Annotated in this window: 32 protein-coding genes; all 32 read left to right on the top strand. The window is 66.1% G+C overall.

Annotation, left to right across the window (positions count from 1 at the left end):
• Nucleotides 1-29 precede the first annotated feature (29 nt).
• The 32 genes from AC3AGO_RS15240 to rpmJ all read left to right on the top strand — a co-directional run bounded on the left by AC3AGO_RS15240 (nucleotide 30) and on the right by rpmJ (nucleotide 23,225).
• Nucleotides 30-3,929 carry a DNA-directed RNA polymerase subunit beta' gene (locus tag AC3AGO_RS15240; RefSeq protein WP_487820740.1) on the top strand — a complete coding sequence of 1,300 codons (3,900 nt, stop codon included), beginning with the start codon at nucleotides 30-32 and terminating at the stop codon, nucleotides 3,927-3,929.
• A 98-nt stretch (nucleotides 3,930-4,027) separates the two neighbouring features.
• Nucleotides 4,028-4,513, top strand: a complete 486-nt coding sequence (locus AC3AGO_RS15235) for a DUF1707 and DUF4190 domain-containing protein (protein WP_487820739.1) — start codon at nucleotides 4,028-4,030, stop codon at nucleotides 4,511-4,513.
• A 265-nt stretch (nucleotides 4,514-4,778) separates the two neighbouring features.
• Nucleotides 4,779-5,150, top strand: coding sequence for a 30S ribosomal protein S12 (gene rpsL / locus AC3AGO_RS15230; protein ID WP_003948652.1), 372 nt, complete (start codon nucleotides 4,779-4,781; stop codon nucleotides 5,148-5,150).
• A 2-nt stretch (nucleotides 5,151-5,152) separates the two neighbouring features.
• Nucleotides 5,153-5,623, top strand: coding sequence for a 30S ribosomal protein S7 (gene rpsG, locus AC3AGO_RS15225; protein ID WP_019354980.1), 471 nt, complete (start codon nucleotides 5,153-5,155; stop codon nucleotides 5,621-5,623).
• A 39-nt stretch (nucleotides 5,624-5,662) separates the two neighbouring features.
• On the top strand, nucleotides 5,663-7,786 hold the full coding sequence (gene fusA / locus AC3AGO_RS15220; RefSeq protein ID WP_487820738.1) for an elongation factor G: 2,124 nt from the start codon (nucleotides 5,663-5,665) through the stop codon (nucleotides 7,784-7,786).
• A 226-nt stretch (nucleotides 7,787-8,012) separates the two neighbouring features.
• Nucleotides 8,013-9,206 carry an elongation factor Tu gene (gene tuf, locus AC3AGO_RS15215; RefSeq protein WP_487820737.1) on the top strand — a complete coding sequence of 398 codons (1,194 nt, stop codon included), beginning with the start codon at nucleotides 8,013-8,015 and terminating at the stop codon, nucleotides 9,204-9,206.
• 438 nt (nucleotides 9,207-9,644) lie between these two features.
• Nucleotides 9,645-9,953, top strand: coding sequence for a 30S ribosomal protein S10 (gene rpsJ / locus AC3AGO_RS15210; protein ID WP_487820736.1), 309 nt, complete (start codon nucleotides 9,645-9,647; stop codon nucleotides 9,951-9,953).
• 14 nt (nucleotides 9,954-9,967) lie between these two features.
• Complete coding sequence (gene rplC, locus AC3AGO_RS15205) at nucleotides 9,968-10,612, top strand: 50S ribosomal protein L3 (protein WP_487820735.1); 645 nt, start codon at nucleotides 9,968-9,970, stop codon at nucleotides 10,610-10,612.
• Between the two features lie 7 nt (nucleotides 10,613-10,619).
• Nucleotides 10,620-11,264, top strand: a complete 645-nt coding sequence (gene rplD / locus AC3AGO_RS15200; RefSeq protein ID WP_487820734.1) for a 50S ribosomal protein L4 — start codon at nucleotides 10,620-10,622, stop codon at nucleotides 11,262-11,264.
• Nucleotides 11,264-11,683, top strand: coding sequence for a 50S ribosomal protein L23 (rplW, locus tag AC3AGO_RS15195; RefSeq protein ID WP_487820733.1), 420 nt, complete (start codon nucleotides 11,264-11,266; stop codon nucleotides 11,681-11,683). The genes rplD and rplW overlap by 1 nt, the downstream gene beginning before the upstream one ends.
• A 39-nt stretch (nucleotides 11,684-11,722) precedes the next feature.
• Complete coding sequence (gene rplB / locus AC3AGO_RS15190; protein WP_487820732.1) at nucleotides 11,723-12,559, top strand: 50S ribosomal protein L2; 837 nt, start codon at nucleotides 11,723-11,725, stop codon at nucleotides 12,557-12,559.
• Between the two features lie 15 nt (nucleotides 12,560-12,574).
• The gene (gene rpsS, locus AC3AGO_RS15185; protein WP_487820731.1) at nucleotides 12,575-12,856 is read left to right on the top strand and encodes a 30S ribosomal protein S19; all 282 of its coding nucleotides are present in this window, start codon (nucleotides 12,575-12,577) and stop codon (nucleotides 12,854-12,856) included.
• A gap of 43 nt (nucleotides 12,857-12,899) precedes the next feature.
• Nucleotides 12,900-13,247, top strand: coding sequence for a 50S ribosomal protein L22 (gene rplV, locus AC3AGO_RS15180; protein ID WP_487824666.1), 348 nt, complete (start codon nucleotides 12,900-12,902; stop codon nucleotides 13,245-13,247).
• Complete coding sequence (gene rpsC / locus AC3AGO_RS15175) at nucleotides 13,247-14,074, top strand: 30S ribosomal protein S3 (RefSeq protein WP_487820730.1); 828 nt, start codon at nucleotides 13,247-13,249, stop codon at nucleotides 14,072-14,074. Before rplV ends, rpsC begins: the two co-directional genes overlap by 1 nt.
• 5 nt (nucleotides 14,075-14,079) lie before the next feature.
• Nucleotides 14,080-14,499 carry a 50S ribosomal protein L16 gene (gene rplP, locus AC3AGO_RS15170; RefSeq protein WP_487820729.1) on the top strand — a complete coding sequence of 140 codons (420 nt, stop codon included), beginning with the start codon at nucleotides 14,080-14,082 and terminating at the stop codon, nucleotides 14,497-14,499.
• Nucleotides 14,499-14,723, top strand: coding sequence for a 50S ribosomal protein L29 (gene rpmC, locus AC3AGO_RS15165; RefSeq protein ID WP_345748018.1), 225 nt, complete (start codon nucleotides 14,499-14,501; stop codon nucleotides 14,721-14,723). Before rplP ends, rpmC begins: the two co-directional genes overlap by 1 nt.
• Nucleotides 14,723-15,010 carry a 30S ribosomal protein S17 gene (gene rpsQ / locus AC3AGO_RS15160; RefSeq protein WP_487820728.1) on the top strand — a complete coding sequence of 96 codons (288 nt, stop codon included), beginning with the start codon at nucleotides 14,723-14,725 and terminating at the stop codon, nucleotides 15,008-15,010. The genes rpmC and rpsQ overlap by 1 nt, the downstream gene beginning before the upstream one ends.
• A gap of 132 nt (nucleotides 15,011-15,142) precedes the next feature.
• Nucleotides 15,143-15,511, top strand: coding sequence for a 50S ribosomal protein L14 (rplN, locus tag AC3AGO_RS15155; protein ID WP_019354942.1), 369 nt, complete (start codon nucleotides 15,143-15,145; stop codon nucleotides 15,509-15,511).
• Nucleotides 15,512-15,513: 2 nt separating this feature from the next.
• Entirely contained in the window at nucleotides 15,514-15,837 is a 324-nt protein-coding gene (rplX, locus tag AC3AGO_RS15150) for a 50S ribosomal protein L24 (protein WP_487820727.1), read from the top strand.
• Entirely contained in the window at nucleotides 15,837-16,397 is a 561-nt protein-coding gene (rplE, locus tag AC3AGO_RS15145; protein WP_487820726.1) for a 50S ribosomal protein L5, read from the top strand. The genes rplX and rplE overlap by 1 nt, the downstream gene beginning before the upstream one ends.
• Before the next feature lies 1 nt (nucleotide 16,398).
• Nucleotides 16,399-16,584 (top strand): type Z 30S ribosomal protein S14, encoded by a 186-nt coding sequence (locus tag AC3AGO_RS15140; protein WP_028427770.1) that lies wholly within the window; start codon nucleotides 16,399-16,401, stop codon nucleotides 16,582-16,584.
• 243 nt (nucleotides 16,585-16,827) lie between these two features.
• Nucleotides 16,828-17,226 carry a 30S ribosomal protein S8 gene (gene rpsH, locus AC3AGO_RS15135; protein ID WP_487820725.1) on the top strand — a complete coding sequence of 133 codons (399 nt, stop codon included), beginning with the start codon at nucleotides 16,828-16,830 and terminating at the stop codon, nucleotides 17,224-17,226.
• 23 nt (nucleotides 17,227-17,249) lie between these two features.
• Nucleotides 17,250-17,792, top strand: a complete 543-nt coding sequence (gene rplF, locus AC3AGO_RS15130; RefSeq protein WP_487820724.1) for a 50S ribosomal protein L6 — start codon at nucleotides 17,250-17,252, stop codon at nucleotides 17,790-17,792.
• A gap of 3 nt (nucleotides 17,793-17,795) precedes the next feature.
• Nucleotides 17,796-18,179, top strand: a complete 384-nt coding sequence (rplR, locus tag AC3AGO_RS15125; RefSeq protein WP_487820723.1) for a 50S ribosomal protein L18 — start codon at nucleotides 17,796-17,798, stop codon at nucleotides 18,177-18,179.
• Nucleotides 18,180-18,247: 68 nt separating this feature from the next.
• Nucleotides 18,248-18,850 carry a 30S ribosomal protein S5 gene (gene rpsE, locus AC3AGO_RS15120; RefSeq protein ID WP_487820722.1) on the top strand — a complete coding sequence of 201 codons (603 nt, stop codon included), beginning with the start codon at nucleotides 18,248-18,250 and terminating at the stop codon, nucleotides 18,848-18,850.
• Nucleotides 18,850-19,032: a 50S ribosomal protein L30 gene (gene rpmD / locus AC3AGO_RS15115; protein ID WP_487820721.1), complete on the top strand. Its 183-nt coding sequence runs from the start codon at nucleotides 18,850-18,852 to the stop codon at nucleotides 19,030-19,032. Before rpsE ends, rpmD begins: the two co-directional genes overlap by 1 nt.
• A gap of 1 nt (nucleotide 19,033) precedes the next feature.
• Nucleotides 19,034-19,489 carry a 50S ribosomal protein L15 gene (gene rplO, locus AC3AGO_RS15110; protein WP_487820720.1) on the top strand — a complete coding sequence of 152 codons (456 nt, stop codon included), beginning with the start codon at nucleotides 19,034-19,036 and terminating at the stop codon, nucleotides 19,487-19,489.
• A gap of 176 nt (nucleotides 19,490-19,665) precedes the next feature.
• A complete protein-coding gene (secY, locus tag AC3AGO_RS15105; protein ID WP_487820719.1) occupies nucleotides 19,666-20,979 on the top strand; it encodes a preprotein translocase subunit SecY in 1,314 nt (437 codons plus the stop codon).
• Nucleotides 20,979-21,629: an adenylate kinase gene (locus AC3AGO_RS15100; protein ID WP_487820718.1), complete on the top strand. Its 651-nt coding sequence runs from the start codon at nucleotides 20,979-20,981 to the stop codon at nucleotides 21,627-21,629. Before secY ends, AC3AGO_RS15100 begins: the two co-directional genes overlap by 1 nt.
• A 131-nt stretch (nucleotides 21,630-21,760) precedes the next feature.
• A complete protein-coding gene (gene map, locus AC3AGO_RS15095) occupies nucleotides 21,761-22,597 on the top strand; it encodes a type I methionyl aminopeptidase (protein WP_487820717.1) in 837 nt (278 codons plus the stop codon).
• Between the two features lie 222 nt (nucleotides 22,598-22,819).
• Nucleotides 22,820-23,041 carry a translation initiation factor IF-1 gene (infA, locus tag AC3AGO_RS15090; protein WP_003948620.1) on the top strand — a complete coding sequence of 74 codons (222 nt, stop codon included), beginning with the start codon at nucleotides 22,820-22,822 and terminating at the stop codon, nucleotides 23,039-23,041.
• Nucleotides 23,042-23,111: 70 nt separating this feature from the next.
• Complete coding sequence (gene rpmJ / locus AC3AGO_RS15085; protein ID WP_003956441.1) at nucleotides 23,112-23,225, top strand: 50S ribosomal protein L36; 114 nt, start codon at nucleotides 23,112-23,114, stop codon at nucleotides 23,223-23,225.
• Nucleotides 23,226-23,306: the final 81 nt, after the last annotated feature.

Below are 23,306 nucleotides of genomic sequence, written 5' to 3'. Positions count from 1 at the left end.
TGACACGACCCTGAGAGGGATTGACGAGAGTGCTCGACGTCAACTTCTTCGACGAACTGCGAATTGGCCTCGCCACCGCTGACGACATTCGTCAGTGGTCGCACGGTGAGGTCAAGAAGCCGGAGACCATCAACTACCGCACCCTCAAGCCCGAAAAGGACGGACTCTTCTGCGAGAAGATCTTCGGTCCGACCCGGGACTGGGAGTGCTACTGCGGGAAGTACAAGCGCGTCCGTTTCAAGGGCATCATCTGCGAGCGCTGCGGCGTCGAGGTGACCCGTGCCAAGGTGCGCCGTGAGCGGATGGGCCACATCGAGCTCGCCGCCCCGGTCACCCACATCTGGTACTTCAAGGGCGTCCCGTCCCGGCTGGGTTACCTGCTGGACCTGGCGCCGAAGGACCTCGAGAAGGTCATCTACTTCGCGGCGTACATGATCACGTACGTCGACGAGGAGCGCCGTACCCGCGACCTGCCCTCCCTGGAGGCGCACGTCGGTGTCGAGCGTCAGCAGATCGAGCAGCGCCGTGACGCGGACCTCGAGGCCCGCGCCAAGAAGCAGGAGTCGGACCTCGCCGAGCTGGAGGCGGAGGGCGCCAAGGCGGACGTCCGCCGCAAGGTGCGCGAGGGCGCCGAGCGCGAGATGAAGCAGCTCCGCGACCGCGCGCAGCGCGAGATCGACCGCCTCGACGAGGTGTGGAACCGCTTCAAGAACCTCAAGGTGCAGGACCTGGAGGGCGACGAGCTGCTCTACCGCGAGCTGCGCGACCGCTTCGGGACCTACTTCGACGGCTCCATGGGCGCCAACGCTCTGCAGAAGCGCCTGGAGACCTTCGACCTGGACGAGGAAGCGGAGAAGCTCCGCGAGGTCATCCGTACCGGCAAGGGCCAGAAGAAGACCCGCGCGCTGAAGCGCCTCAAGGTCGTCTCGGCGTTCCTGCAGACCAGCAACAGCCCCAAGGGCATGGTGCTGGACTGCGTGCCGGTGATCCCGCCGGACCTGCGTCCGATGGTGCAGCTGGACGGTGGCCGCTTCGCGACCTCCGACCTGAACGACCTGTACCGCCGCGTCATCAACCGCAACAACCGTCTGAAGCGTCTGCTCGACCTCGGTGCGCCCGAGATCATCGTGAACAACGAGAAGCGGATGCTCCAGGAGGCCGTCGACGCGCTCTTCGACAACGGCCGCCGCGGCCGCCCGGTCACGGGCCCCGGCAACCGTCCGCTGAAGTCGCTGTCCGACATGCTCAAGGGCAAGCAGGGCCGCTTCCGTCAGAACCTGCTCGGTAAGCGCGTCGACTACTCGGCCCGTTCGGTCATCGTCGTCGGCCCGCAGCTCAAGCTGCACCAGTGCGGTCTGCCGAAGGCCATGGCGCTGGAGCTCTTCAAGCCGTTCGTGATGAAGCGTCTGGTCGACCTGAACCACGCGCAGAACATCAAGTCGGCGAAGCGCATGGTCGAGCGCGGCCGCACGGTCGTGTACGACGTGCTCGAAGAGGTCATCGCCGAGCACCCGGTGCTGCTGAACCGTGCGCCGACCCTGCACCGCCTCGGCATCCAGGCCTTCGAGCCGCAGCTGGTCGAGGGCAAGGCCATTCAGATCCACCCGCTCGTCTGCACCGCGTTCAACGCGGACTTCGACGGTGACCAGATGGCCGTGCACCTGCCGCTGTCCGCGGAGGCGCAGGCCGAGGCCCGCATCCTGATGCTGTCCTCGAACAACATCCTCAAGCCGGCCGACGGCCGGCCGGTGACGATGCCGACGCAGGACATGGTCCTGGGTCTGTTCTTCCTCACCACCGACGAGGAGCAGCGCACGACCATCGGCGACGGCCGGTCGTTCAACTCCACCGCCGAAGCGATCATGGCCTTCGACGCCGGGGAGCTCTCGCTCCAGGCGAAGATCGACATCCGCTTCCCGGTCGGCTCCACCCCGCCCGCGGGCTGGACCCCGCCGGCGCCGGAGGAGGGCGAGCCGGAGTGGCAGCCGGGCGACGGTTTCCGTCTGCACACGACGCTGGGCCGGGCGCTCTTCAACGAGCTGCTGCCGGAGGAGTACCCGTACGTCGAGTACTCGGTCGGCAAGAAGCAGCTCTCGCAGATCGTCAACGACCTGGCCGAGCGCTACCCGAAGGTGACCGTCGCCGCGGCGCTGGACAACCTGAAGTCGGCCGGTTACTTCTGGGCGACCCGTTCCGGTGTCACCATCGCCATCTCGGACGTCGTCGTCCCGGACGCCAAGCCGGAGATCATCGCCGGTTACGAGGCCCAGGACGAGAAGGTCCAGAAGCAGTACGAGCGCGGTCTGATCACCAAGGACGAGCGCACGCAGGAACTGATCGCGATTTGGACCAAGGCGACCAACGAGGTCTCCGAGGCGATGAGCGACAACTTCCCGAAGACGAACCCGATCTTCATGATGGTCGACTCGGGCGCCCGAGGGAACATGATGCAGATGCGTCAGATCGCGGGTATGCGTGGTCTGGTGTCCAACGCGAAGAACGAGACCATCCCGCGGCCCATTAAGGCGTCGTTCCGTGAGGGTCTCTCCGTGCTGGAGTACTTCATCTCCACGCACGGTGCCCGTAAGGGTCTCGCGGACACCGCCCTCCGTACCGCGGACTCCGGTTACCTGACGCGTCGTCTGGTCGACGTCTCGCAGGACGTGATCATTCGCGAGGAGGACTGCGGCACCGACCGCGGCCTCAAGCTGACGATCGCCTCCAAGGGCGCCGACGGTGTGCTGCGCAAGGCGGAGGACGCCGAGACCAGCGTGTACGCACGCTGCCTCGCCGAGGACATCGTCGTCGACGGCAAGGTGCTGGCCCCGGCCGGCACCGACCTGGGCGACGTGCTCATCGACGAGCTGGTCCGGCACGGTGTCGAGACGGTCAAGACCCGCTCGGTCCTCACCTGCGAGTCCGCCGTGGGCACCTGCGCGATGTGCTACGGCCGTTCGCTGGCCACCGGCAAGCTGGTCGACATCGGCGAGGCCGTCGGCATCATCGCCGCCCAGTCGATCGGTGAGCCCGGTACCCAGCTGACGATGCGTACCTTCCACACCGGTGGTGTGGCGGGTGACGACATCACCCAGGGTCTGCCGCGTGTCGTCGAGCTCTTCGAGGCCCGTACGCCCAAGGGCGTCGCGCCGATCTCGGAGTCGGCCGGCCGCGTGCGGGTCGAGGAGACCGAGAAGACCAAGAAGGTCGTCGTCACGCCGGACGACGGGTCGGACGAGACGTCGTACCCCGTCTCGAAGCGTGCCCGTCTGCTGGTCGGCGACGGTGACCACGTGACCGTCGGCCAGGCGCTGACCGTCGGTGCCACCAACCCGCACGACGTGCTGCGCATTCTCGGCCAGCGCGCGGTGCAGGTGCACCTGGTGGGCGAGGTCCAGAAGGTCTACAACTCGCAGGGTGTGTCGATCCACGACAAGCACATCGAGATCATCATCCGGCAGATGCTGCGCCGTGTGACGATCATCGAGTCCGGCGACGCGGAGCTGCTGCCGGGCGAGCTCGTGGAGCGCATCAAGTTCGAGGGTGAGAACCGTCGCGTCGTGTCGGAAGGCGGCCACCCGGCCTCCGGCCGTCCGCAGCTGATGGGTATCACCAAGGCCTCGCTGGCCACCGAGTCGTGGCTGTCGGCGGCGTCCTTCCAGGAGACGACCAGGGTCCTGACCGACGCGGCGATCAACGCCAAGTCGGACTCCCTGATCGGCCTCAAGGAGAACGTCATCATCGGTAAGCTCATCCCGGCCGGTACGGGCCTGTCCCGCTACCGCAACATCCGGGTCGAGCCCACCGAGGAAGCCAAGGCCGCGATGTACTCGGCCGTCGGTTATGACGACATCGACTACTCGCCCTTCGGTACGGGATCCGGCCAGGCCGTCCCGCTGGAGGACTACGACTACGGTCCGTACAACGCCTGAAAGCACGGGAGTTGAACTCCTGAGCTGATACACAGAGGGCGGTCACCCCTATCGGGGTGGCCGCCCTCTGTGCAGTATGAGCGGTGGGGGTGGTGCGGATGCTGGCGGGCGACGCGGACCGGGAGCGGGCCGCCGATGTTCTGAAGGCCGCTTTCGCCGAAGGGCGGTTGCTGAAGCCGGAGTACGACCAGCGGCTCGCGCACGTCATGGCGGCCCGTACGGTCGAGCAGCTGCGGCAGTTGCTCGAGGACCTGCCGCACGGCCCCGGGCTCGGCCAGCCGCCCGCGGTGCCGCCCTCCCTCACCGCCTACTCGGCCCGGCCGCCGGCGCCCTACAGGCCGTACGCGCCCCGCCCGGTGAACGGCGCCGCGACCGGCGCGCTGGTGTGCGCGCTGCTGACGCCGATGACGTTCGGGCTGAGCGGGATCCCCGCGGTGATCCTCGGGACCCGGGCGCGTGCGGAGATCCGGGAGACGGGGGAGCGGGGCGAAGGCGCCGCCGTGGCCGGCCTCGCCGTGGGGTGGCTGGCGCTGAGCGTGATGGCGATGATCCTGTTCATCGTCCTTGTCACAGCGGGGCGTTGACGCCGCGGGTGTCCGAATTCGCTGCCGCGTGGGTACTTGTTTTGACCGGGGACGACGCGATAGGTACGCTCTGACCTTGTGCCTGGGGTATCCCCTGCGCTCCCGTATGCGCGACGACGCACGGGAAGCACAGATGGCGACACCGAAATCTGCACTTCCTCCGCCTTGGCGGAAGTGTGCAGTCTTCGACACACCCGACCTCGTGGGTCGGGAAGGTGTTCCAGGTTAGCTTTACCGAGACTGGCACACAGAAACCGGAGAAACGGTGCCTACGATCCAGCAGCTGGTCCGCAAGGGCCGGCAGGACAAGGTCGAGAAGAACAAGACGCCTGCGCTTGAGGGTTCACCCCAGCGTCGCGGCGTCTGCACGCGTGTTTTCACGACCACCCCGAAGAAGCCGAACTCGGCCCTGCGTAAGGTCGCGCGTGTGCGTCTGACCAGCGGGATCGAGGTCACCGCTTACATTCCGGGTGAGGGTCACAACCTGCAGGAGCACTCGATCGTGCTCGTGCGCGGTGGCCGTGTGAAGGACCTGCCGGGTGTTCGCTACAAGATCATCCGCGGCTCCCTCGACACGCAGGGCGTCAAGAACCGCAAGCAGGCTCGCAGCCGCTACGGCGCCAAGAAGGAGAAGTAAGAATGCCTCGTAAGGGCCCCGCCCCGAAGCGACCGGTCATCATCGACCCGGTCTACGGTTCTCCTCTGGTGACCTCCCTCATCAACAAGGTGCTGCTGAACGGCAAGCGCTCCACCGCCGAGCGCATCGTCTACGGCGCCATGGAGGGCCTGCGGGAGAAGACCGGTAACGACCCGGTCATCACCCTGAAGCGCGCGCTCGAGAACGTGAAGCCGACCCTCGAGGTCCGCTCGCGTCGTGTCGGTGGCGCCACCTACCAGGTTCCGGTCGAGGTCCGCCCCGGCCGTTCCTCCACTCTCGCGCTGCGCTGGATCGTGGGTTACTCCCGCGCCCGCCGCGAGAAGACCATGACCGAGCGTCTGATGAACGAGCTGCTCGATGCCTCCAACGGGCTCGGTGCCGCCGTGAAGAAGCGCGAGGACACCCACAAGATGGCCGAGTCCAACAAGGCCTTCGCGCACTACCGCTGGTAGTCGCTCACCCCATCGAGACCGAGAGAAGACGACAGCCTTATGGCTACCACTTCACTTGACCTGGCCAAGGTCCGAAACATCGGGATCATGGCCCACATCGACGCGGGCAAGACGACGACGACCGAGCGGATCCTGTTCTACACCGGTGTCTCGTACAAGATCGGTGAGGTCCACGACGGCGCTGCCACGATGGACTGGATGGCGCAGGAGCAGGAACGCGGCATCACGATCACGTCTGCCGCGACGACCTGTCACTGGCCGCTCAACGACGACGACTACACCATCAACATCATCGACACCCCGGGCCACGTCGACTTCACCGTCGAGGTGGAGCGTGCGCTTCGCGTGCTCGACGGTGCCGTGACGGTGTTCGACGGTGTCGCCGGCGTTGAGCCGCAGTCCGAGACCGTCTGGCGTCAGGCGGACCGGTACGGCGTCCCGCGCATCTGCTTCGTCAACAAGCTGGACCGCACGGGCGCCGAGTTCCACCGCTGCGTCGACATGATCCAGGACCGCCTCGGCGCGGTGCCGCTGGTCATGCAGCTCCCGATCGGTACCGAGTCGGACTTCAAGGGCGTCGTCGACCTCGTGTCGATGAAGGCCATGGTGTGGTCCGCCGAGACCAAGCTGGGCGAGGCCTACGACACGGTCGACATCCCCGACACGCACGTCGAGGCTGCCGACGAGTGGCGCGGCAAGCTGCTCGAGGCCGTGGCGGAGAACGACGAGGAGATGATGGAGCTGTACCTCGAGGGCCAGGAGCCCGACGAGGACCAGCTGCGTGCGGCGATCCGCCGTATCACCCTCGCCTCCACCGGCGTCGAGGGCACGACCACGGTCACCCCGGTGTTCTGCGGTACCGCGTTCAAGAACAAGGGCGTTCAGCCCCTGCTCGACGCGGTCGCCCGTTACCTCCCCTCGCCGCTCGACGTCGAGGCCATCGAGGGCCACTCCGTGAAGGACTCCGAGGAGATCCTGAAGCGGCGTCCCTCGGAGGACGAGCCGATGTCGGCGCTCGCATTCAAGATCGCGAGCGACCCGCACCTCGGCAAGCTGACCTTCCTCCGGGTCTACTCCGGCAGCATCAAGTCCGGCACCCAGGTGCTGAACTCGGTGACCGGCAAGAAGGAGCGCATCGGCAAGATCTACCGGATGCACTCGAACAAGCGCGAGGAAATCGAGTCGGTGAGTGCCGGCGACATCGTCGCCGTCATGGGTCTCAAGCAGACCACCACCGGTGAGACCCTCTGCGACTCGAGCAACCCGGTGATCCTGGAGTCGATGGAGTTCCCGGCCCCGGTGATCCAGGTCGCCATTGAGCCCAAGTCCAAGGGCGACCAGGAGAAGCTCGGTGTCGCGATCCAGCGGCTCGCCGAGGAGGACCCGTCCTTCCAGGTGAACACCGACGAGGAGACCGGCCAGACCATCATCTCCGGCATGGGCGAACTGCACCTCGACGTGCTGGTCGACCGCATGAAGCGGGAGTTCAAGGTCGAGGCCAACGTCGGTAAGCCGCAGGTGGCTTACCGCGAGTCGCTTCGCAAGAAGGTCGAGAGCATCGACTTCACCCACAAGAAGCAGACCGGTGGTTCCGGGCAGTTCGCCAAGGTGATCATCGACGTCGAGCCTCTTGAGGGCGACGGCTACGAGTTCGTGAACGCTGTCACCGGTGGTCGCATCCCGCGGGAGTACATCCCGTCCGTGGACGCCGGCTGCCAGGAGGCCATGGAGTTCGGCGTTCTCGCCGGCTACCCGCTGACCGGCGTCCGCGTGACGCTGCAGGACGGGCAGTACCACGACGTGGACTCCTCCGAGATGGCGTTCAAGATCGCCGGTTCGATGGCCTTCAAGGAGGCTGCCCGGAAGGCGAGCCCGGCCCTGCTGGAGCCGATGATGAAGGTCGAGGTCACCACGCCCGAGGAGTACATGGGCGACGTGATCGGCGACATCAACTCCCGGCGTGGCCAGGTTCAGTCCATGGAGGACCGGAGCGGAGCCAAGCTCGTCACCGGCCTGGTCCCGCTGTCGGAGATGTTCGGCTACGTCGGAGACCTTCGGAGCAAGACCTCCGGTCGCGCGAACTATTCCATGCAGTTCGACTCCTACGCCGAGGTTCCCCGGAGCGTCGCAGAGGAGATCATCGCGAAGGCCAAGGGCGAGTAACGCGGCTCTGCCGCGCATTCTCCAACCCTTAAGCTGGAGCAAAGGCATTCGGGGCATTCCGGTGCACACCGCCCAACAGGCGGTGTGCACCGGGCCCCGCTAGCCCGCCCCCAAAGCGAACAGGTCAAGGGCGTCCCCCTCGGGGTCCTGACCGGTTCGGTACGACCACCTGAACCCCTCCGCAGAATGTGGAGGGTGTACAGCACCAGTCCACAGGAGGACCCCAGTGGCGAAGGCGAAGTTCGAGCGGACTAAGCCGCACGTCAACATCGGCACCATCGGTCACATCGACCACGGTAAGACGACTCTTACCGCGGCGATCACCAAGGTGCTGCATGACAAGTACCCGGAGCTGAACCAGGCTTCTGCGTTCGAGAACATCGACAAGGCGCCGGAAGAGCGCCAGCGCGGTATCACGATCTCGATCGCGCACGTCGAGTACCAGACGGAGAACCGTCACTACGCGCACGTCGACTGCCCGGGTCACGCGGACTACATCAAGAACATGATCACCGGTGCCGCCCAGATGGACGGCGCCATCCTCGTGGTCGCCGCCACCGACGGCCCGATGCCGCAGACCAAGGAGCACGTGCTCCTGGCCCGCCAGGTCGGCGTGCCGGCCATCGTCGTCGCCCTGAACAAGGCCGACATGGTGGACGACGAGGAGATCATGGAGCTCGTCGAGCTCGAGGTCCGTGAGCTTCTCTCGGAGTACGAGTTCCCGGGCGACGAGACCCCGGTCGTCAAGGTCTCCGCGCTCAAGGCGCTGGAGGGCGACGAGGACGCCGCTCAGGGCATCCTCAAGCTCATGGACGCCGTCGACGAGGCCATCCCGTCGCCGGACCGTGACACCGACAAGCCGTTCCTGATGCCGATCGAGGACGTCTTCACCATCACCGGTCGCGGTACGGTCGTCACCGGCCGCATCGAGCGCGGTGTGCTGAAGGTCAACGAGAACGTCGACATCATCGGCATCAAGGACACGAAGACCTCGACCACCGTCACCGGTATCGAGATGTTCCGTAAGCTCCTTGACGAGGGCCAGGCCGGTGAGAACGTCGGTCTGCTGCTCCGCGGTATCAAGCGCGAGGACGTCGAGCGCGGCCAGGTCATCATCAAGCCGGGCTCGGTCACCCCGCACACGGAGTTCGAGGCGCAGGCGTACATCCTGTCGAAGGACGAGGGTGGCCGTCACACCCCCTTCTTCAACAACTACCGCCCGCAGTTCTACTTCCGCACCACCGACGTGACCGGCGTCGTGACCCTCCCCGAGGGCACCGAGATGGTCATGCCGGGCGACAACACTGAGATGAACGTTCAGCTCATCCAGCCGGTCGCCATGGAGGAAGGCCTCAAGTTCGCCATCCGTGAGGGTGGCCGTACCGTGGGCGCCGGCCAGGTCACCAAGATCCTGAAGTAATTCCGGATCAGGGTCACTTGACCTTTGGAAACCCCACTCACCGTCAGGTGGGTGGGGTTTCCCACTGCCTGGCTCGGGGCCCGCGGCCGAGCCGCTATTGACACATACTCCGATTGGCCTTGACCGACCGGCCTGTGGCACACTGTCCAGGTTGCTCGGTTGAGTGCCGATGCCGCGCGCCTCCCGCCGGGAGGACTGGAAGCGAGTCCCAGAGTATTCGTCGCCTCTTATCAGGGGCGGAAATACGGGAATCTTCCGGGAAGCGTGGGAGGGGCTTCAGCCAGGCACCCGGTGGGCTTCAACCCCCGACTCCTTCCCTAGGGACATCTCCTCGGAGAAATCCGGGAGGGTTACGACACGCCCGACCGCGTGGGTCGGGCACGGGGTGAAGACCCACGGGTTCCAGAGCGTTACGAGAGACAGGACTACGAAGTAGCCATGGCGGGACAGAAGATCCGCATCCGGCTCAAGGCCTACGACCACGAGGTCATCGACAACTCGGCGAAGAAGATCGTCGAGACGGTGACCCGTACCGGTGCGTCGGTCGCGGGCCCGGTGCCGCTGCCCACTGAGAAGAACGTGTACTGCGTCATCAAGTCGCCGCACAAGTACAAGGACGCGCGCGAGCACTTCGAGATGCGTACCCACAAGCGTCTGATCGACATTCTCGAACCGACCCCCAAGACCGTTGACTCGCTGATGCGCCTGGACCTTCCGGCCGGCGTCGACATCGAGATCAAGCTCTGAGGGGTGTCGTAGAGATGGCTAAGCAGATCAAGGGCGTCCTGGGCGAGAAGCTCGGCATGACTCAGGTCTGGGACGACAACAACCGCGTTGTCCCCGTGACCGTCGTCAAGGCCGGGCCGAATGTCGTGACCCAGGTCCGCACCGCAGACAAGGACGGCTACGAGGCCGTTCAGATCGCCTTTGGCGAGATCGACCCGCGCAAGGTGAACAAGCCCCTCAAGGGCCACTTCGCCAAGGCCGATGTGACCCCGCGCCGCCACCTCGTGGAGCTGCGCACCTCCGACGCCGCCGAGTACACGCTCGGCCAGGAGATCAGCGCCGAGGCTTTCGAGGCCGGCTTCAAGGTCGACGTGACCGGCAAGTCGAAGGGCAAGGGCTTCGCGGGCGGTATGAAGCGGCACGGCTTCCGTGGTGGCAAGGCCTCCCACGGTGCGCACCGCATCCACCGCAAGCCGGGCGCCATCGGTGGCTGTGCCACCCCGGGCCGAGTGTTCAAGGGCACCCGCATGGCCGGCCGCATGGGCAACGAGCGGGTCACCACCCAGAACCTGACCGTCCATGCCGTTGACGCGGAGAAGGGCCTGCTGCTCATCAAGGGCGCAGTCCCCGGTCCGAACGGCGGCCTCGTCCTGGTCCGTACGTCGGCCAAGGGGGCCTGAGGTAACGATGAGCACCATTGACATCCTTTCGCCGGCAGGCGACAAGACCGGGACCGTCGAGCTCCCCTCGGAGATCTTCGACGCGCAGGCCAGCGTTCCGCTGATCCACCAGGTCGTTGTCGCGCAGCTGGCCGCGGCCCGTCAGGGCACGCACAAGACCAAGACGCGCGGCGAGGTCCGCGGCGGCGGCAAGAAGCCGTACCGCCAGAAGGGCACCGGCCGTGCCCGGCAGGGCTCGGTGCGTGCACCGCAGTTCGCCGGCGGTGGCACCGTCCACGGCCCCGTCCCGCGTGACTACTCGCAGCGGACCCCGAAGAAGATGAAGGCCGCCGCCCTGCGCGGTGCCCTCTCCGACCGGGCCCGTCACGAGCGCATCCACGTCGTCTCCGGCGTGGTCGAGGGCGAGTTCTCCACGAAGGCCGCCAAGTCCCTGTTCGGCAAGATCAGCGAGCGCAAGAACCTGCTCCTGGTGGCCGAGCGCAGTGACGAGGCCGCGTGGTTCTCCGCCCGCAACCTGCCCCAGGTGCACATCCTGGAGCCGGGCCAGCTGAACACGTACGACGTGCTCGTTTCCGACGATGTGGTCTTCACCAAGGCCGCCTTCGAGTCCTTCGTGGCCGCGCGTACGAAGACCGAAGGGAGCGAGGCCTGATGGCTACGCGACACCCGAGCATCGCGCCCAAGGCTGCGAAGGCGGCCAAGGCCGCTCGCAAGGCCAAGGCGGCCCGGATCGCCGTCGAGGGCAAGAACACCGTCGAGACCCCGGCGAGCAAGGCCTTCACCGACCCGCGTGACGTTCTCGTCAAGCCGGTGGTTTCGGAGAAGAGCTACGCGCTGCTGGACGAGAACAAGTACACGTTCATCGTCGACCCGCACGCCAACAAGACCCAGATCAAGCAGGCCGTCCAGGCGGTCTTCTCGGTCAAGGTCACCGGGGTCAACACGATCAACCGGCAGGGCAAGCGCAAGCGCACCCGCACCGGTTACGGCAAGCGTGCCGACACCCGGCGCGCCATCGTGACCCTCGCCGAGGGCGACCGTATCGACATCTTCGGCGGTCCGGTCTCCTAACGGAGACAGGATCGTCCGATATCGGACGAGGACTGAGAAATGGGTATCCGCAAGCACAAGCCGACGACCCCGGGCCGTCGTGGCTCCAGCGTCGCCGACTTCGTCGAGATCACGCGGTCCACGCCGGAGAAGTCGCTGGTCCGCCCGCTGCACAGCAAGGGCGGCCGTAACAACGCCGGTCGTGTGACCGTTCGTCACCAGGGCGGTGGCCACAAGCGCGCCTACCGAGTGATCGACTTCCGTCGTCACGACAAGGACGGCGTGCCGGCCAAGGTCGCGCACATCGAGTACGACCCGAACCGCACCGCGCGCATCGCGCTGCTGCACTACGCCGACGGCGAGAAGCGCTACATCCTCGCGCCGGCCGGCCTGAAGCAGGGCGCCCGCGTGGAGAACGGCCCCGGGGCCGACATCAAGCCGGGCAACAACCTGGCGCTGCGCAACATCCCGGTCGGTACGACCATCCACGCCATCGAGCTGCGGCCCGGTGGCGGGGCGAAGCTGGCCCGTTCCGCGGGTGCTTCCGTGCAGCTCCTCGCGAAGGAGGGCCGCATGGTCCACCTCCGCATGCCTTCCGGTGAGATCCGGCTGGTCGACGTCCGCTGCCGCGCCACTGTCGGCGAGGTCGGCAACGCCGAGCAGTCGAACATCAACTGGGGCAAGGCCGGCCGTATGCGCTGGAAGGGCGTTCGCCCGACCGTCCGCGGTGTGGTCATGAACCCGATCGACCACCCGCACGGTGGTGGTGAGGGTCGTACCTCCGGTGGCCGGCACCCGGTGTCGCCGTGGGGTCAGAAGGAGGGCCGTACGCGCTCGCCGAAGAAGGCCAGCAACAAGTACATCGTCCGCCGCCGCAAGACGAACAAGAAGCGTTAGGAGGCGGGTCTTTAGATGCCGCGCAGTCTCAAGAAGGGACCCTTCGTCGACGACCACCTCATCAAGAAGGTGGACACGCAGAACGACGCGGGTTCCAAGAACGTCATCAAGACCTGGTCTCGCCGCTCGATGATCGTCCCGGCCATGCTCGGCCACACGATCGCGGTGCACGACGGCCGCAAGCACGTCCCGGTGTTCGTCACCGAGTCGATGGTCGGCCACAAGCTCGGCGAGTTCGCGCCGACCCGCACCTTCAAGGGCCACGTCAAGGACGACCGCAAGTCGCGGCGTCGCTGACCGGCGGGTGTGAATGACTATGACTGACACCGAAGGGACAACCATGGAAGCCAGGGCCCAGGCACGCTACGTGCGTGTCACGCCCATGAAGGCCCGCCGTGTGGTGGACCTTGTCCGCGGCATGGATGCCACGGACGCTCAGGCGGCCCTGCGTTTCACCCCGCAGGCCGCGAGCGTGCCGGTGGGCAAGGTGCTGGACAGCGCCATCGCCAACGCCGCGCACAACTACGACCACACGGACGCCGACAGCCTCTTCATCTCCGAGGCGTATGTCGACGAGGGCCCGACCCTGAAGCGGTTCCGGCCGCGCGCCCAGGGCCGCGCCTACCGGATCCGCAAGCGGACGAGCCACATCACCGTGGTCGTGAGCAGCAAGGAAGGAACCCGGTAATGGGCCAGAAGGTAAACCCGCACGGGTTCCGGCTCGGCATCACCACGGACTTCAAGTCCCGTTGGTACGCCGACAAGCTGTACAAGGACTACGTCAAGGAAGACGTCGCGATCCGTCGCCTGCTCACGCAGGGCATGGAGCGGGCCGGCATCTCCAAGGTGGAGATCGAGCGCACGCGTGACCGCGTCCGCGTCGACGTCCACACCGCCCGGCCGGGCATCGTCATCGGCCGTCGCGGCGCGGAGGCCGACCGTCTCCGGGGCAACCTGGAGAAGCTGACCGGCAAGCAGATCCAGTTCAACATCCTCGAGGTCAAGAACCCCGAGACGGATGCGCAGCTGGTGGCCCAGGCCGTTGCCGAGCAGCTGTCCTCCCGCGTCTCCTTCCGTCGCGCCATGCGCAAGAGCATGCAGACGGCGATGAAGGCCGGCGCCAAGGGCATCAAGATCCAGTGTGGTGGCCGTCTCGGCGGTGCCGAGATGTCGCGTTCGGAGTTCTACCGCGAGGGCCGCGTGCCCCTGCACACGCTCCGCGCGAACGTCGACTACGGCTTCTTCGAGGCCAAGACCACCTTCGGCCGCATCGGCGTGAAGGTCTGGATCTACAAGGGCGACGTCAAGAACATCGCTGAGGTCCGCGCCGAGAACGCTGCCGCCCGTGCGGGCAACCGCCCGTCGCGCGGTGGCGGCAACGACCGCCCCCGTCGTGGTGGCGAGCGTGGCGGCCGCGGCCGTAAGCCGCAGCAGCAGAATGCCGCCGCTGCCGAGGCCCCCAAGGCCGACGCAGCTGCCGCTCCGGCTGCTGAAAGCACCGGAACGGAGGCCTGACCACAATGCTGATCCCTCGCAGGGTCAAGCACCGCAAGCAGCACCACCCCAAGCGCAAGGGCATGGCCAAGGGTGGCACCGAAGTTGCTTTCGGTGAGTACGGCATCCAGGCCGTCAGCGGCGCGTACGTGACGAACCGTCAGATCGAGGCAGCTCGTATCTCGATGACCCGTCACATCAAGCGTGGCGGCAAGGTCTGGATCAACATTTACCCGGACCGCCCTCTCACCAAGAAGCCCGCCGAGACTCGCATGGGTTCCGGTAAGGGTTCGCCTGAGTGGTGGGTCGCGAACGTCAAGCCCGGTCGGGTGATGTTCGAGCTGTCCTACCCGAACGAGAAGATTGCCAAGGAGGCGCTGACCCGCGCCGCCCACAAGCTTCCGATGAAGTGCCGGATCGTTCGGCGCGAGGCAGGTGAATCGTGATGGCGGCCGGAACCAAGGCGTCCGAGCTGCGCGAGCTGGGCAACGAGGAGCTTGTCGGCAAGCTCCGCGAGTCCAAGGAGGAGCTGTTCAATCTCCGCTTTCAGGCGGCGACCGGACAGCTTGAGAACCACGGCCGTCTCAAGGCCGTGCGCAAGGACATCGCCCGGATCTACACCCTGATGCGTGAGCGTGAGCTGGGCATCGAGACGGTGGAGAGCGCCTGATGAGCGAGACGAATGTGACTGAACAGCAGAAGCAGGAGCGTGGCTTCCGCAAGACCCGCGAGGGTCTGGTCGTCAGCGACAAGATGGACAAGACCGTCGTCGTCGCCGTTGAAGACCGCGTGAAGCACGCGCTGTACGGCAAGGTCATCCGCCGTACCAACAAGCTCAAGGCGCACGACGAGCAGAACGCTGCGGGTGTCGGCGACCGTGTCCTCCTCATGGAGACCCGGCCGCTGTCCGCGACCAAGCGCTGGCGCATCGTCGAGATCCTCGAGAAGGCCAAGTAGGCAATTCCCGCAAGGGAATCCCACAAATTGCAGCCTGGGACTTCCCAGGGCTAGTTCCGCCAGGCTTGGCAGGGGCCTCCTCCTTCGTGGAGGAGCCCCTGCCGGGAACCGGCAGACGATCAGGAGATAGACGTGATCCAGCAGGAGTCTCGGCTTCGCGTCGCCGACAACACGGGTGCGAAGGAAATTCTCACCATCCGTGTTCTCGGTGGCTCGGGCCGGCGCTACGCGGGCATCGGTGACGTCGTCGTCGCTACCGTCAAGGACGCGATCCCGGGCGGGAACGTGAAGAAGGGCGACATCGTCAAGGCGGTCATCGTGCGCACCGTGAAGGAGCGCCGCCGCCCCGACGGCTCGTACATCCGCTTCGATGAGAACGCGGCCGTCATCCTCAAGAACGATGGCGACCCCCGCGGCACCCGTATCTTCGGCCCGGTGGGCCGTGAGCTGCGCGAGAAGAAGTTCATGAAGATCATCTCGCTCGCGCCGGAGGTGCTGTGACCATGAAGATCAAGAAGGGCGACCTGGTACAGGTCATCACCGGTAAGGACAAGGGCAAGCAGGGCAAGGTCATCGCGGCCTTCCCCCGCGAGGACCGCGTCCTGGTCGAGGGTGTCAACCGGGTCAAGAAGCACACCAAGGCCGGCCAGACCGCTCGCGGTTCGCAGACCGGCGGCATTGTGACGACCGAAGCACCCGTCCACGTGAGCAACGTGCAGCTCGTCGTGGAGCACGAGGGCAGCAAGGTCGTCACGCGCGTCGGGCACCGCTTCGATGAGGACGGCAACAAGATCCGCGTTGCCAAGCGGACCGGTGAGGACATCTGATGACTGCCACCACTGACTCCCCGCGCCTCAAGCAGCGCTACCGCTCCGAGATCAAGGACCAGCTGCAGGAAGAGTTCTCGTACGAGAACGTCATGCAGATCCCGGGTCTCACCAAGATCGTGGTCAACATGGGTGTGGGCGACGCCGCCCGCGACTCCAAGCTGATCGAGGGTGCCATCAAGGACCTCACCACGATCACCGGCCAGAAGCCGGCCGTGACCAAGGCCCGCAAGTCCATCGCGCAGTTCAAGCTGCGTGAGGGCCAGCCGATCGGTGCCCACGTGACCCTGCGTGGCGACCGGATGTGGGAGTTCCTGGACCGCCTGCTGTCGCTCGCGCTGCCGCGCATCCGCGACTTCCGCGGGCTGTCGCCGAAGCAGTTCGACGGCCGGGGCAACTACACCTTCGGTCTCACGGAGCAGGTCATGTTCCACGAGATCGACCAGGACAAGATCGACCGGGTCCGGGGCATGGACATCACCGTGGTCACCACGGCGACCAACGACGACGAGGGTCGTGCCCTCCTTCGTCACCTCGGCTTCCCGTTCAAGGAGAACTGACATGGCGAAGAAGGCTCTGATCGCCAAGGCTGCGCGCAAGCCCAAGTTCGCGGTGCGTGCCTACACGCGCTGCCAGCGTTGCGGCCGCCCGCACTCCGTCTACCGCAAGTTCGGCCTGTGCCGCGTGTGCCTTCGCCAGATGGCGCACCGCGGTGAGCTGCCGGGCGTGACCAAGAGCTCCTGGTAATCCTCCCTTTCGGGAAGACCAGCCAGGACTCTCGGTAAGAGCTCAGGGACGGCGGGAGCCCGACCCCGCATGGCTTAGCCTTGTGTGGTTGGGCCCCCGTCGCCCATGACCGTCCGCGGGTCACCCCCCGCGAGAAGACGCTTACTACGCCGTAGGTCCCCGCACCCCACCCGTCCCGTCCTGATACGGGGAGAGGGAGGGCGCATACAGGAAACCCCGGCGAGAGAGGCCGAAGGCCATCACATGACCATGACCGATCCGATCGCAGACATGCTGACGCGTCTGCGGAACGCGAACTCGGCTTACCACGACTCTGTCGTGATGCCGCACAGCAAGATCAAGTCGCACATCGCGGAGATCCTCCAGCAGGAGGGCTTCATCACCGGATGGAAGACCGAGGACGCCCAGGTGGGCAAGAACCTCGTACTTGAGCTGAAGTTCGGTCCGAACCGCGAGCGCTCGATCGCCGGCATCAAGAGGATTTCGAAGCCGGGTCTGCGGGTCTACGCGAAGTCCACCAACCTGCCGAAGGTTCTCGGCGGCCTCGGCGTGGCGATCATCTCCACGTCGCACGGTCTGCTGACCGACAAGCAGGCGAGCAAGAAGGGCGTGGGTGGGGAAGTCCTCGCCTACGTCTGGTAACGGAAGGGAACGGAGGAAAAGCAATGTCGCGTATCGGCAAGCTCCCCATCCAGGTTCCCGCCGGTGTGGACGTCACCCTTGACGGCCAGAAGGTCGACGTGAAGGGGCCCAAGGGCAACCTGTCCGTCACCGTCTCGGAGCCGATCAAGGTCGCGAAGGACGAGGAGAACGGCAACATCGTCGTCTCCCGCCCGAACGACGAGGGCAGGAACAAGGCCCTGCACGGCCTGTCCCGCACGCTGGTGGCGAACATGATCACTGGCGTGACCACGGGATTCAGCAAGAACCTCGAAATCAGTGGCGTGGGTTACCGCGTCCAGGCCAAGGGCTCCAACCTGGAGTTCTCCCTGGGCTACAGCCACCCGATCCTGATCGAGGCGCCGGAAGGTATCTCGTTCGCTGTCGAGTCCCCGACCAAGTTCTCGGTCGCGGGCATCGACAAGCAGAAGGTCGGCGAGGTCGCCGCCAACATCCGCAAGCTGCGTCGTCCTGACCCGTACAAGGCCAAGGGCGTCAAGTACGCGGGCGAGACCATCCGCCGCAAGGTCGGAAAGGCTGGTAAGTAAGCCATGGCATACGGCGTGAAGATCGCTAAGGGCGACGCCTACAAGCGCGCCGCCGCCAAGCGCCGTCACATCCGCATCCGTAAGAAGGTCTCGGGCACGCCCGAGCGCCCTCGGCTGGTTGTGACGCGCTCCAACCGCGGTATCACCGCTCAGGTCATCGACGACATCGCGGGCCACACGCTGGCCTCGGCGTCCCACCTGGACGGTTCCGTCCGTGGTGGCGAAGCTGCCAAGGGCGAGCAGGCCAAGCAGGTCGGCACCCTGGTCGCCGAGCGTGCGAAGGCCGCGGGTGTCGAGGCCGTCGTGTTCGACCGCGGTGGCAACAAGTACGCCGGGCGGATTGCCGCTCTGGCTGACGCCGCCCGCGAGGCCGGACTCAAGTTCTGAGCCGCCCGTCGCGGCAGCGACTGAACATCGCTGTGAGCTAGCGGACGTAAACGAGAGAGGTAATTCCAATGGCTGGACCCCAGCGTCGCGGTGGCGGCGCCGGCGGCGGCGAGCGGCGGGACCGTAAGGGCCGGGACGGCGGCGCAGCCGCCGAGAAGACCGCGTACGTTGAGCGCGTTGTCGCGATCAACCGCGTCGCCAAGGTAGTGAAGGGTGGTCGTCGCTTCAGCTTCACCGCGCTGGTCGTGGTGGGCGACGGTGACGGCACCGTGGGTGTCGGATACGGCAAGGCCAAGGAGGTGCCGGCCGCCATCGCCAAGGGCGTTGAGGAGGCCAAGAAGCACTTCTTCAAGGTCCCCCGCATCCAGGGCACCATTCCGCACCCGATCCAGGGTGAGGAAGCCGCGGGTGTCGTGCTCCTCAAGCCGGCTTCGCCCGGTACCGGTGTTATCGCCGGTGGCCCGGTGCGTGCCGTGCTCGAGTGCGCAGGCATCCACGACGTGCTGAGCAAGTCGCTCGGCTCGTCGAACCCGATCAACATCGTGCACGCCACGCGTGCGGCTCTGCAGGGGCTTCAGCGCCCCGAGGAGATCGCCGCCCGTCGTGGTCTGCCGCTCGAGGACGTCGCACCCGCCGCTCTGCTGCGGGCGCGTGCTGGGGTGACCGCGTAATGGCGAACCTCAAGATCACGCAGACGCGTTCCGTCATCGGGACGAAGCAGAACCACCGTGACACGCTGCGGACCCTCGGTCTGAAGCGCGTCAACGACGTGGCCGTGCGCGAGAGCAACGCCGTGGTGCTCGGGCAGCTGCACGCCGTGCGGCACCTCATCACGGTCGAGGAGGTCGACTGAGATGGCGGAGAACAACCCGCTGAAGGTCCACAACCTCCGTCCTGCCCCGGGCGCCAAGACCTCCAAGACCCGTGTGGGTCGCGGTGAGGCCTCGAAGGGCAAGACCGCGGGTCGTGGCACCAAGGGCACGAAGGCCCGGTACCAGGTTCCGGCAGGCTTCGAGGGTGGGCAGATGCCGCTGCAGATGCGGCTGCCCAAGCTCCGTGGCTTCAAGAACCCCGCCCACAAGCAGTTCCAGGTGGTGAACCTGGAGAAGCTCGCCGACCTCTACCCCGAGGGCGGCGAGGTCACCAAGGCCGACCTGGTGGCCAAGGGCGCGGTGCGCAAGAACCAGCTCATCAAGGTTCTGGGCGCCGGCGAGGTGTCCGTCGCGCTGACGGTGACCGTGGACAAGGTCTCCGGCACCGCCAAGGAGAAGATCACCGCCGCTGGCGGAACCGTCACTGAGCTCGGCTGAGCTCGTTGACTCACAGGCCGGGGATGTCCCAATGGGGCGTCCCCGGTCTGTATTTCCATGGGTGTTCGTTCCTAGGGAAGTGCCGCCGCCGGTAAGGTGGCGTGCACTGTAGATAACTGTCGATCCTCAAGACCGTCACCTCTCGCGTAGCGAACGCGGGGGGCGCAGGAGGCACCGTGCTCACCGCGTTCGCCCGGGCGTTCAAGACGCCCGACCTGCGCAAGAAGCTGCTCTTCACAATCGCCGTCATGGTGCTCTTCCGGCTCGGGGCGCACATCCCGGTCCCGGGGGTGAGCTTTGAGAACGTGAATGTGTGCATGAAGCAGGCCCAGGGCAGCCAGGGGCTGTTCGGCCTGGTCAACATGTTCAGTGGTGGCGCGCTGCTGCAGTTGACCATCTTCGCCCTCGGGATCATGCCGTACATCACGGCAAGCATCATCCTGCAGCTGCTGGTGGTGGTCATCCCACGGCTCGAAGCCCTGAAGAAGGAGGGGCAGGCCGGCCAGGCGAAGATCACCCAGTACACGCGCTATCTCACGATGGCGCTCGCAATCCTGCAGGCGACCGGCCTGGTGGCCACCGCCCGCAGCGGCTCCCTCTTCCCGCAGTGCCAGCTCCGTGACCAGATCATCCCGGACCAGGGGATCTTCACCACCATCACGATGGTGATCACGATGACGGCCGGCACGGCGCTCATCATGTGGCTCGGCGAGCTCATCACCGACCGCGGCATCGGCAACGGCATGTCGATCCTGATGTTCACCTCGATCGCCGCCGGCTTCCCCGGCGCCCTCTGGGCCATCAAGAAGCAGGGCAAACTGGCCGACGGCTGGATCGAGTTCGGCGCCGTCATCGCCTGCGGTCTCGCGATGGTCGCCCTGGTGGTCTTCGTCGAGCAGGCTCAGCGGCGCATCCCCGTGCAGTACGCGAAGCGAATGATTGGCCGCCGGTCCTACGGTGGTACGTCCACTTACATTCCGCTGAAGGTCAATCAGGCGGGTGTGATTCCCGTCATCTTCGGGTCGTCGCTGCTCTACATCCCGGCGCTCATCGTTCAGTTCAGCGGATCCCAGGCAGGCTGGGCCCAGTGGATCCAGGCGCACTTCGTCAAGGGCGATCACCCCATCTACATCGCCACGTATTTCCTGCTGATTGTCTTCTTCGCCTTCTTCTACGTCTCCATCTCCTTCAACCCCGAGGAAGTTGCTGACAACATGAAGAAGTATGGTGGCTTCATCCCGGGCATCCGGGCGGGCCGCCCCACGGCCGAGTACCTGAGTTACGTGCTGAACCGCATCACGTGGCCCGGCTCGCTCTACCTGGGGCTGATCGCCCTGGTGCCGACCGTCGCGCTGATCATGTTCAACACTCAGCAGAACTTCCCGTTCGGCGGTACGAGCATCCTGATCATCGTGGGTGTGGGGCTTGAGACCGTGAAGCAGATCGAGAGCCAGCTTCAGCAGCGCCATTACGAAGGGTTCCTCCGCTGATGCGTATCGTCCTCGTCGGACCGCCGGGCGCGGGCAAGGGAACACAGGCCGCGTTCCTCGCCGAGAACCTGTCCATTCCGCACATTTCGACCGGTGACCTCTTCCGGGCCAACATCAGCCAGGGCACTGCCCTCGGGCAGCAGGCCCAGGAGTACATGAGGGCCGGGCAGTTGGTGCCGGACGAGGTCACGATCGGCATGGCCCGCGACCGGATGGCAGAGCCGGACGCCGAGAACGGCTTCCTGCTCGACGGGTTCCCCCGGAACACCGCCCAGGCCGAGGCACTGGACGGACTCCTCGACGAGGCCGGCCAGAAGCTGGACGCGGTGCTCGACCTGGAGGTCCCCGAGGACGAGGTCGTGAAGCGGATCGCCGGCCGGCGTATCTGCCGCAGCGACAGCAGCCACGTCTTCCACGCCGAGTACAGCCCGCCCAAGAAGGAAGGCGTCTGCGACGTCTGCGGCGGGGAGCTGTACCAGCGGGACGACGACCGCGAGGAGACCGTGCGCAAGCGGCTCGCCGTCTACCACAGTGAGACCGAGCCGATCATCGACCACTACAAGGCGCAGGATCTGGTCACCACGATCTCCGCGCTGGGCAAGGTGAGCGACGTCACCGAGCGCGCCATGCGCGCGCTGGGCCGCGACTGAGCCCTCAGGTCCCTCTGCGGCCGCGGTGCTCCACGGAGCGCCGCGGCCGTATTGTGTATGAGGGGTACGCCCCGCACGTCCCCTAGATCCAGCAAGTCCCGTTCCACGAAGTCGAGGAAGGCGTCAGCCGCATGGTGGAGATCAAGACCCCGGAGCAGATCGCGAAGATGCGCGCGGCGGGGCTGGTCGTCGCCGCGATGCACGAGGCGTGCAGTGCGGCGGCCGTGCCGGGCGCGACGACGAAGGACCTGGACGAGGTGGCGGCGAAGGTGCTCGCCGACCACGGCGCGAAGCCCAACTTCCTGGGCTACGGCGGCTTTACGGGCAACATCTGCACGTCGGTGAACGAGGTCGTGGTGCACGGCATCCCGGACCGCGAGACCGTGCTGAAGGCCGGGGACATCATCTCCATCGACGCCGGCGCCATCATCGACGGCTGGCACGGTGACGCCGCGCTGACCGTCTTCGTCGGCGAGGGCCACTCCGCCGAACTGCACGAACTCAGCCGCGTCACCGAGGAGTCGATGTGGGCGGGGCTCGCCGCGATGCGGAAGGGCAACCGTCTCGTCGACATCTCGAAGGCCGTCGAGGGCTACATCCGCCGCCAGCCGCGGCCGGCCTCCGGCAAGTACGGGATCATCGAGGACTACGGCGGCCACGGCATCGGCTCCCAGATGCACATGGACCCGCACCTGCTGAACTACGTCGACCGCCGGCGCGGCCGCGGTCCGAAGCTGGTGCCCGGCATGTGCCTCGCCATCGAGCCGATGGTCAGCCTGGGTACGGCGAAGACCCACGTACTGTCCGACGACTGGACGGTGAAGACCAACGACGGCACCTGGTCCAGCCACTGGGAGCACTCGGTCGCGCTGACCGAGGAGGGCCCGCTGGTGCTCACCGCGCGCGACGGCGGCAAGGCGAAGCTCGCCGAACACGGCGTGAAGGCCGCCCCGGACCCGCTGGGCTGACGGCCCGCTCCGACGTGAAGGCCGCCCCGGATTCCTCGGGTTGAGGCCTCCGTCGTCGGCGACCGGCTTGCCCTCGTACGGTTAACGATCTTGCTGTGCGGGGAGGATGACCGAATTCGTCTTTCCGGGGGTACGTACCGTAGGATGGCTCGTCGGTCCCGGTGTCGTCGTATGCCTGGGACCAACCCAGGTAGCCGATCCCGGAAGGTGAAGCGCTAGAGCATGGCCAAAAAACAAGGGGCCATTGAGATCGAGGGCACTGTCGTCGAGTCTCTGCCGAACGCCATGTTCAAGGTGGAGCTGCAGAACGGCCACCAGGTCCTCGCGCACATCAGCGGCAAGATGCGGATGCACTACATCCGTATCCTGCCCGACGACAGGGTCGTGGTGGAGCTTTCTCCCTACGACCTGACGCGCGGGCGGATCGTCTACCGCTACAAGTAGATCGACAGATCGAGCCGCGGTCCTCGCCTCCCGTGAGTGCCGTGGCCTGACCCGGAGAACCTCACATCCCATGAAGGTCAAGCCGAGCGTCAAGAAGATCTGCGACAAGTGCAAGGTGATCCGCCGTCACGGCCGGGTCATGGTCATCTGCGACAACCTGCGCCACAAGCAGCGCCAGGGCTGACGCATTCCGGCTTCGGCCGGGCCAACCTTCGCACCTCGCACTCTTCGCGCGACGCAAGCGAAAAGTACATACGCAGTCGCC

Source organism: Streptomyces sp. BL1, from assembly GCF_057628045.1.
Note: the sequence above shows the minus strand (reverse complement) of the source record. Positions and strands in the feature narration are given on the sequence as shown.

Excerpts from the sequence above, each read along its gene's own strand:
- rplF (WP_487820724.1), top strand. The coding sequence starts at position 17,250 with ATGTCGCGTATCGGCAAGCTCCCCATCCAGGTTCCCGCCGGTGTGGAC.
- map (WP_487820717.1), top strand. The coding sequence starts at position 21,761 with ATGGTGGAGATCAAGACCCCGGAGCAGATCGCGAAGATGCGCGCGGCG.
- rpmC (WP_345748018.1), top strand. The coding sequence starts at position 14,499 with ATGGCGGCCGGAACCAAGGCGTCCGAGCTGCGCGAGCTGGGCAACGAG.
- rpsJ (WP_487820736.1), top strand. The coding sequence starts at position 9,645 with ATGGCGGGACAGAAGATCCGCATCCGGCTCAAGGCCTACGACCACGAG.
- rplR (WP_487820723.1), top strand. The coding sequence starts at position 17,796 with ATGGCATACGGCGTGAAGATCGCTAAGGGCGACGCCTACAAGCGCGCC.
- infA (WP_003948620.1), top strand. The coding sequence starts at position 22,820 with ATGGCCAAAAAACAAGGGGCCATTGAGATCGAGGGCACTGTCGTCGAG.
- rplD (WP_487820734.1), top strand. The coding sequence starts at position 10,620 with ATGAGCACCATTGACATCCTTTCGCCGGCAGGCGACAAGACCGGGACC.
- AC3AGO_RS15100 (WP_487820718.1), top strand. The coding sequence starts at position 20,979 with ATGCGTATCGTCCTCGTCGGACCGCCGGGCGCGGGCAAGGGAACACAG.
- rpsH (WP_487820725.1), top strand. The coding sequence starts at position 16,828 with ATGACCATGACCGATCCGATCGCAGACATGCTGACGCGTCTGCGGAAC.
- AC3AGO_RS15140 (WP_028427770.1), top strand. The coding sequence starts at position 16,399 with ATGGCGAAGAAGGCTCTGATCGCCAAGGCTGCGCGCAAGCCCAAGTTC.
- rplP (WP_487820729.1), top strand. The coding sequence starts at position 14,080 with ATGCTGATCCCTCGCAGGGTCAAGCACCGCAAGCAGCACCACCCCAAG.
- rpsS (WP_487820731.1), top strand. The coding sequence starts at position 12,575 with ATGCCGCGCAGTCTCAAGAAGGGACCCTTCGTCGACGACCACCTCATC.
- rplX (WP_487820727.1), top strand. The coding sequence starts at position 15,514 with ATGAAGATCAAGAAGGGCGACCTGGTACAGGTCATCACCGGTAAGGAC.
- rpsG (WP_019354980.1), top strand. The coding sequence starts at position 5,153 with ATGCCTCGTAAGGGCCCCGCCCCGAAGCGACCGGTCATCATCGACCCG.
- rpmD (WP_487820721.1), top strand. The coding sequence starts at position 18,850 with ATGGCGAACCTCAAGATCACGCAGACGCGTTCCGTCATCGGGACGAAG.
- rpsC (WP_487820730.1), top strand. The coding sequence starts at position 13,247 with ATGGGCCAGAAGGTAAACCCGCACGGGTTCCGGCTCGGCATCACCACG.
- rpsE (WP_487820722.1), top strand. The coding sequence starts at position 18,248 with ATGGCTGGACCCCAGCGTCGCGGTGGCGGCGCCGGCGGCGGCGAGCGG.
- rplB (WP_487820732.1), top strand. The coding sequence starts at position 11,723 with ATGGGTATCCGCAAGCACAAGCCGACGACCCCGGGCCGTCGTGGCTCC.
- rpmJ (WP_003956441.1), top strand. The coding sequence starts at position 23,112 with ATGAAGGTCAAGCCGAGCGTCAAGAAGATCTGCGACAAGTGCAAGGTG.
- rplW (WP_487820733.1), top strand. The coding sequence starts at position 11,264 with ATGGCTACGCGACACCCGAGCATCGCGCCCAAGGCTGCGAAGGCGGCC.
- fusA (WP_487820738.1), top strand. The coding sequence starts at position 5,663 with ATGGCTACCACTTCACTTGACCTGGCCAAGGTCCGAAACATCGGGATC.
- rpsQ (WP_487820728.1), top strand. The coding sequence starts at position 14,723 with ATGAGCGAGACGAATGTGACTGAACAGCAGAAGCAGGAGCGTGGCTTC.
- rplV (WP_487824666.1), top strand. The coding sequence starts at position 12,900 with ATGGAAGCCAGGGCCCAGGCACGCTACGTGCGTGTCACGCCCATGAAG.
- rplE (WP_487820726.1), top strand. The coding sequence starts at position 15,837 with ATGACTGCCACCACTGACTCCCCGCGCCTCAAGCAGCGCTACCGCTCC.
- AC3AGO_RS15235 (WP_487820739.1), top strand. The coding sequence starts at position 4,028 with ATGCTGGCGGGCGACGCGGACCGGGAGCGGGCCGCCGATGTTCTGAAG.
- rplO (WP_487820720.1), top strand. The coding sequence starts at position 19,034 with ATGGCGGAGAACAACCCGCTGAAGGTCCACAACCTCCGTCCTGCCCCG.
- rplC (WP_487820735.1), top strand. The coding sequence starts at position 9,968 with ATGGCTAAGCAGATCAAGGGCGTCCTGGGCGAGAAGCTCGGCATGACT.